A 6,869-nucleotide genomic window follows, 5' to 3' on the forward strand; every position below is an offset into this window, starting at 1 on the left:
ACAGACTGAGATGGAATTTCGTAACCTGACCCCCTTTGCGGTGATGAATTACTCGATGCTTGATGTCGACGATACCGAACATCACGTGGCGGTGATGAAAATCGGCTACCAGCTCTTGCCCACCGGGCCGGGAGAATACAGTGCCGAACTGCTGCCTGCACCGCCCTTGTGTTTGCAGGATGAATATCGCAGGGCAATGAATGCCTCGCCGATATTGCAGGAAAGTGATCTGGCGCCGTTTAAACCGCGCTGTGACGTGATTGTCAACGGCACGGCGTATGCGCCGGAAGGTAAGCCCTGTACCGAATTCCCGGTGCGATTGCAGGTGCAGAGTAAGCAGGGGCAGACCTTGATCGATAAAACCCTGACCGTGATCGGCGAACGGGAGTTTATTCGCGATGCGGGTGGCAACTGGCAACTGACCGAGCCGAAACCTTTTGCAACATTGCCGCTGGATTACCGCTATGCCTTTGGCGGTCAGTGCAAAATCTATGCTGACGAAGAAGCCAGTCAGCACCTCCAAGAACGTGACCGGCTCACTCCCGAACAACGCCAGCAGCACCCGGACGGAGAAAACGCACCGGTTGCTCACGCCACCTGTGAAACCAATCCGCTGGGAACGGGGTTTATCACTCCGTGGTACGCCAACGCGAAGCAGCTCACCCGTTACCCTGCGCCGCGTATTATCCGGCCAGATGCTGAGTTCACTGCCCAACATTTTGCAGCTCAACTAGGGGGAACACTGTCTGCCGATACCCCAGCCTGCCAACCACAGGGCATGGGATTTATCGGGCGTCCGTGGCTGCCCCGCCGTCAGCTTGCTGGTACTTACGATGCCGACTGGCTTGCCCACCGTCACCCTTATCTGCCCAAAGACTTCGACTTCAGATACTGGAACGGTGCCCCCGCCGATCAGCAAATTGACTGGCCTGACACTGATACCTCGCTGAGCCTGCAGGGTATGACACCCAGCGGCAACCTGCACGTCACCCTGCCGGGGCATCGGCCGTTTATTCTGTTGCGGATGCACGAAGGAGGGTTGCTCCCCGTGCCGATGCGCCTCGATACGCTGATCCTCGACAGCGATGCCCTGACCCTGCATATCACCTGTCGGTTGAATTTTAAAACCAGCCTGCCGGTTCGGGTGGCGGAGGCGCGGTTTGAAATCGATCCGGATGCTCCGTTACTCAAACTCGCCCCCCCTGAACCTGAAAAGGAGACCGCCCATGGCGGATAACTACATTGCCCGCACTGCGGGCGAATGGCTGATAGTCGGCATCTTGCCGGATGTCTGCAAAACCCCGATGGGCGCGTCAACCCCGCCCATTCCGTACCCGGTCATCGCCAAACTGGCGGGCAGCGATGTACCGGTTAAATCGGTGCGGGCCAATGGACAGCCAGTGGTGGTCTTCGCCCAGAGTTTTGTGCCGCAAACCCTCGGCGACCAGCCCGGGGTGGCCAACGGCGTGAAAAGCGGCACCGTGGGCGCAAAATGCCACCCGAAAGCGCATACCCAAACCGTCCGGGCCGATAACAAACTGGTGCTGCGCTATGGGGATGAATTCTGGATGAATGGAGCATAAGGAAGAATCGCAATGGGAGAAACGATTAGCATTACCGGTGGCCGTGATGAAAAAGTATTTTGTGAAGCTTACAATATCCGGACCTTGGCTGAGGCGGAAGCGATCCAAAAACACATACCCGCCCTCATCCAACAAGAAACTATGGGTAATAGTTTGCTCACCGCCGGGGATATTGAATATATTACAGAAGCTGAGGGCCGGCTTGCCGTCAAGGTCATTGATAAATTCAAAAGCGGGGAATTTCCGTTAGAAGAATGGAAGCATACTCCCCCTGAACCCAATGAGCCTCTGCCCGCCAAATCCCGCGATGACAGTCCGAGCGGTACGGGCAACACGATAGGTAAAATTGTCGGTCAGGCCCCACAGGCCGCGCAGCCGCCGCAGGAGGCGAATACGGCCGTCACACCGGAAACCGAGCAAGAAAAAGGATTTTTGGACAAGGCCGGAGAATGGTGGGATGAGACCAAAGAAGGCGTAACAAAATGGGGGAAAGAAGCCGGAGAAAAACTGGGGGCCGCTTGGGATAATCCGGGAAAAGCCGCCATCGGTGCCGCAAAAGGGGTGTGGAATACGGTGCCTGATGTGGGTGAATTCCTCTTTCGAACGACAGCAGGTATGCCTGCTGCCATGATGTCCACTTCTGGTACGGTATTAAAATACGCGGGCGCTGACGCTATAGGCGATACGGCTCTTGCCTCCGCCGATGCATGGAATAAGCAGGTTGTCGATAAGGCCGTTGAGTTGAGCCATGTGGATGCCATCCGGTTCGACATCACGGATAAGGCGGAACAAGGGGGGGCGCTGATTTTTGATGGCGTCAGCCTGGCTACGGGCGTGGGCGGGCTGGTCAAAGGTGCGGCCAAACAAGGCGCGAAAGCGACGGCTAAAGCCACTAAACCTGCACCCGGTGCCAAAGTCAAAGAAAAACCCCAGGACGCGCCGGACGCGAAACCCCAGAAAGTGCCGCCCAAAGATGACGCCACACCGTCCAACAAAAAAGACGGCAATGACAATGGGCTATCGACCAAAGAGGGCGACCCGGTCGACATGGCCACCGGCGACTTCCTGCAAGTCTGGCCGGTGCTGGCCATACCAGGGTTATTGCCGATAAGCCTCAACCGGACCTACCGCTCCACCGCGGATTTACACGGGCTGTTCGGTCCCAAATGGGCGGATGACTGGTCACGACAATTGGTTATCGGTCACGGGGAAGTGCACTATACCCATGCAGATGGTGTGGTCTACGACTTTGCCACCCCGGACAACCGGGTCTTGTCCCGTAACCGCCATCTTCCCCACTGCCTGCTGACGGGCGACCTGACGGGCGCGCTGTGCCTGACCGACCGCCGCGCCCAGTTGACGTACCATTTCAGCCCGAGTTCAGGCAGCGCGCAGAAATTGTCCGCCATCACGGACCGCCGCCAGAACCGGATTGATTTCAGCTACGATAAACACGCCCGGCTGATTGAAGTCACCCGCAATGACGGCCTGCGGTTAAGCCTGCATTATCGGGACAGGCAGCTCCACACGCTCAATATGCATGAAACCCGCGATGACCAGTCCATCAAACAACTCCTGCTGACCTGCCATTATGACCCACAGGGGTATTTGAATGAGTGTGACGCCTTCCAGCATAACCACCTGTGGCATGAGTACGACATTCAAGGGCGGATGATCCGCTGGCATGACACCGACCAGACCGACCTGATGATTAGCTACGACGACCGCGGCCGGGTACTCAGTACCACCTCACCCAGCGGCTACTGGCATGACCGCTTCCGCTACGATGACAACTCCCGCATCACCACCTATCTGGACGGTGAAGGAGGCGAAACCCGTTACCATTACGACTCGAACGGGCTGGTGATACGGGAAGTTGACCCACTGGGGCGCGTCACCCGCCGCCAGTGGCGACACAGCCTGCTGATGTGGGAAAGCGATCCATCAGGGCAGATGACCACCTTTGATTACAATGCGGACGGAGCATTGACCGAGGTGGTATTGCCGACGGGAGAGACCTTTGTCTATGCTTATGACGAACACGGACAACTGACCGAAAGCCACCTCCCTACTGGCGAACGCTGGCAGTGGCATTATGACGAACAGGGCAACCTGACCGCGCTGACTAACCCGCTCGGCCATCGGGAAGAATACCAGTATGGTCTCCACGGTGAATTGCGCCAGCGCTTGCTGCCGGACGGCCAGACGTGGCACTATGCCTATGACGAACACCAGCGCCTTGCCGCCGTGATGATGCCGAACGGCGAAACCACGGGACTGGAGCTGGATTCACTGGGCCGCCTGCGCCGTTTCACCGATGCACTGAAACAGGAAACCCGCTACCGGTACCGCCCCGACCATGCCAGCCTCATTCATGGCAGCCTGAGTGAAATCACCCTTGCCGATGGCATCACCCAAAAACTGGACTATGACAGCGAGCGGCGCGTGGTGGCGGTCACCGACGGCGAAGGCCGTACCACTCGCTACACTTACGGCGCGTTTGACCTGCTCAATCAGGTTACCCGACCTGATGGCACTATCTTGCGCTTTGGCTATGACCGTCTGACCCGTCTGAATTCGGTCACCACCTCCACGGGTGAAACTTATCGCTATGAGCGTGATGCCGCTGGCCAGATCATCCGGGAAACCGATTTTACCGGACGTACCCTCGACTATCAGTACGATAAACTGGGGCGCCGCATACAGACTAGCTATCCCGATGGTCAGCAACTTCGCTGGTACTATTCCACTGCGGGCTTGCTGGTCAAACAGGAAAGCTGGCAGCCGGAAGAAAACCAACGGGTGCTGAAAGACATCACGACTTACGAATACAACAAACGGTATCAATTGGTGAAAGCCACTAATGCCGATGCTATCGTTGAGTACGAGTATGACAAAACCACCGGCCAGCCGATCTGTGAACGTATCAATGGACGGGAAATCACTCGCAAATGGGATAATCTGACCGGGCGTCCAATCAGTGAAAGTGTGGATGGCAATACCCTGCACTTCGGTTATAACCTGTCGGGAAGTTTAAATCACTTTCAGCTCAACCAACATGCACCACTGACATTCCAGCATGATGCACTGGGACGGGAAATGGTGCGGGAAAGTGCCAATGGCTTTATTCTCGCCAGCCGCTACACCGCGACCGGATTGCTGACGCATCAGTCAGCGGGACAGGCCACCCAATTTTTCAGGGAAACGCTGGCACAGAATGACCCACACTTTCCTCCGCAAGCCTCTGCGGTCAACCGGAGCTGGCAATATGACCGAGCTCATAATGTGCGAGTGATTGACGACAGCCGCTGGGGGCAAACCCGTTACCGTTACAATGCCAACGACCAAATACTGCATACTCTGTTCGAAGGTGCACGTCCGCATGAAGAGCAATTCAGCTATGATACTAGCGGTAACCTGAGCCAACATTTACCGACCGATGCACGGGGAGCGGTGGAACAAATTACGCAGCGTCAGAAAGCCGGGCGGGTGGTGCAGCAAGGGGATATCCGCTACGCTTACGATGACAATGGCCGTTTGGTCGAAAAAACTGAACAGCGTGACGGCTTCCGCCCCCAAATCTGGCGCTACCGCTGGGACACCCAAAATCAGCTTACCCACAGTGAAACCCCGGATGGATCGCGTTGGCATTATCGCTACGATGCTTTTGGGCGCCGAATTCGTAAACTGAAAGTTCACGATGGTAAACTGGCCGCGGTTAATTTACAGTTGTGGCTGGCAGGCAAACCGGATTTAGCACCCAGAGCCGATGCCATCATGGGGCAGGATTACCTGTGGAGTGGCGATCAGCTTATCGAAGAAACACTGATTTACGCCGATGGTACGCCAGCAGAAGGTCAACGTATGCGTTGGTTATATGAACCCGGTTCATTAACGCCGTCAGCACGCTTTGAAAAAGGCAAGCTACACTATATTGTCAGTGACCATCAGGGCACAGTGCGCGAGATGTTGTCCGAGGAAGGGGTACTGGTCTGGGCACAGCGGCTGACGACATGGGGCAAAGCAGAACGTTTTCAGGTCATCGCCTCCAATAACCCGGATTATCATGTAAATTGTAACCTTCTGTTCCTGGGCCAGTATGCGGATGAGGAAAGCGGGTTATCCTACAACCGCTTTCGGTATTACTCGCCGGAGACCGGGCAGTACATCTCGCCCGACCCCATCGGGTTGCTGGGCGGGGTTAACCCGTATTCGTATGTGCATAATCCATCGAAGTGGGTAGATCCGTATGGGCTGGCAGGCGGGGTTGGAAATAAAGGTGATTACCTTATAACGTATCGCGGAGATACACGAAGCTTCACTGAAATTTTTGATAAAGGATTTGAAACACGAGGTCCAAGCAATGATTTGTATCTGCACGCATTAGATAATAAAAATCCTCCAAGCAATTTTATAAGTACCACTATTGATCCGAGTAAAACTATTGGTTTTGCAACAGATTATGGAAGCAAAAGCGGCTATATGTACACCATGAAAACTAATCATGGTATAGATGTAAACAAGGTGCTAGGTTCAAAATCGCCGTATCCTGGGGAAGTAGAAATTGCAATGCCTGGTGGGGTTAAATCTGAAAATATATTAGGTGCAAGAGCAGTTAATGCAGATGGTGAGATGTGGGATTATACTATTTTAAATCCAAAGAGGTATGGAAAATGACAGGCGCTGATAAAAGAAAAATCAACATAATAATAAATGGGAAAAAAGAAGAAGCTGAATTACATTTGATTACTTCTCCTGATAGGCATTGTTGTTTAAGAATATTTCATAATAACAATCAGTTGGCAGAATCAAATGACACTGATTATTTTTCATGCTTTATAGATTTAAGAAACCAATTAAAAGATATAGTTTTTCTTTGCAAAGGGGCAAAAAAAAATGTGTTTCCTTCTGCAATGCAGAGAGATATGGGTTTAGGTAAAGTGGCTTATGAGACTACGTTGGGTCAACATGGTTTACCTGAAGATATTGTTCATATATTTGATTTTGATGATAAAGATGTTGGTGTTACCCCAGAAGAGCAAGCAAGATTTCATTATCAATGGTTTGAATCACTACAATAAAATAACTGATTTTTTAGCGTAGATTAAGCCGGAAAGATCCCCATGATCTTCCGGCCTTGTTTTTTTAAGAGCCGCTCATTCCCTGCCCTTAGCGGCTTTTGTAGTCACCAATCAGTTCCCGCATTCGCAGCTTAATTTCGCTGAGCTGATCTTGCTGGCGCTGGTACTGTTGCTTAATGGCCCGGGTGTCGTCACTGTCAGGAAT

At 53.4% G+C, this 6,869-nt stretch carries 4 protein-coding genes; all 4 read left to right on the forward strand.

Features of this window, described 5'->3' with window-relative positions; genetic code table 11:
• Positions 1–10: 10 nt before the first annotated feature.
• The 4 genes from PSI22_RS13905 to PSI22_RS13920 are packed head-to-tail and all read left to right on the forward strand — an operon-like array spanning position 11 to position 6,664.
• On the forward strand, positions 11–1,237 hold the full coding sequence (locus tag PSI22_RS13905) for a DUF2169 family type VI secretion system accessory protein (protein ID WP_273580260.1): 1,227 nt from the start codon (positions 11–13) through the stop codon (positions 1,235–1,237).
• A complete protein-coding gene (locus PSI22_RS13910; RefSeq protein ID WP_273580261.1) occupies positions 1,227–1,583 on the forward strand; it encodes a DUF4150 domain-containing protein in 357 nt (118 codons plus the stop codon). Before PSI22_RS13905 ends, PSI22_RS13910 begins: the two co-directional genes overlap by 11 nt.
• Before the next feature lie 12 nt (positions 1,584–1,595).
• On the forward strand, positions 1,596–6,260 hold the full coding sequence (locus tag PSI22_RS13915) for an RHS repeat-associated core domain-containing protein (protein ID WP_273580262.1): 4,665 nt from the start codon (positions 1,596–1,598) through the stop codon (positions 6,258–6,260).
• Complete coding sequence (locus PSI22_RS13920; protein ID WP_273580263.1) at positions 6,257–6,664, forward strand: hypothetical protein; 408 nt, start codon at positions 6,257–6,259, stop codon at positions 6,662–6,664. Before PSI22_RS13915 ends, PSI22_RS13920 begins: the two co-directional genes overlap by 4 nt.
• Positions 6,665–6,869: the final 205 nt, after the last annotated feature.

Origin of the sequence: Xenorhabdus aichiensis, assembly GCF_028598775.1 — a bacterium.
GTDB lineage: Bacteria > Pseudomonadota > Gammaproteobacteria > Enterobacterales > Enterobacteriaceae > Xenorhabdus > Xenorhabdus bovienii.

What these genes read in the sequence shown, in the direction of transcription:
- PSI22_RS13905 (WP_273580260.1), top strand. Translation starts at nt 11, where the DNA reads ATGGAATTTCGTAACCTGACCCCCTTTGCGGTGATGAATTACTCGATG.
- PSI22_RS13910 (WP_273580261.1), top strand. Translation starts at nt 1,227, where the DNA reads ATGGCGGATAACTACATTGCCCGCACTGCGGGCGAATGGCTGATAGTC.
- PSI22_RS13915 (WP_273580262.1), top strand. Translation starts at nt 1,596, where the DNA reads ATGGGAGAAACGATTAGCATTACCGGTGGCCGTGATGAAAAAGTATTT.
- PSI22_RS13920 (WP_273580263.1), top strand. Translation starts at nt 6,257, where the DNA reads ATGACAGGCGCTGATAAAAGAAAAATCAACATAATAATAAATGGGAAA.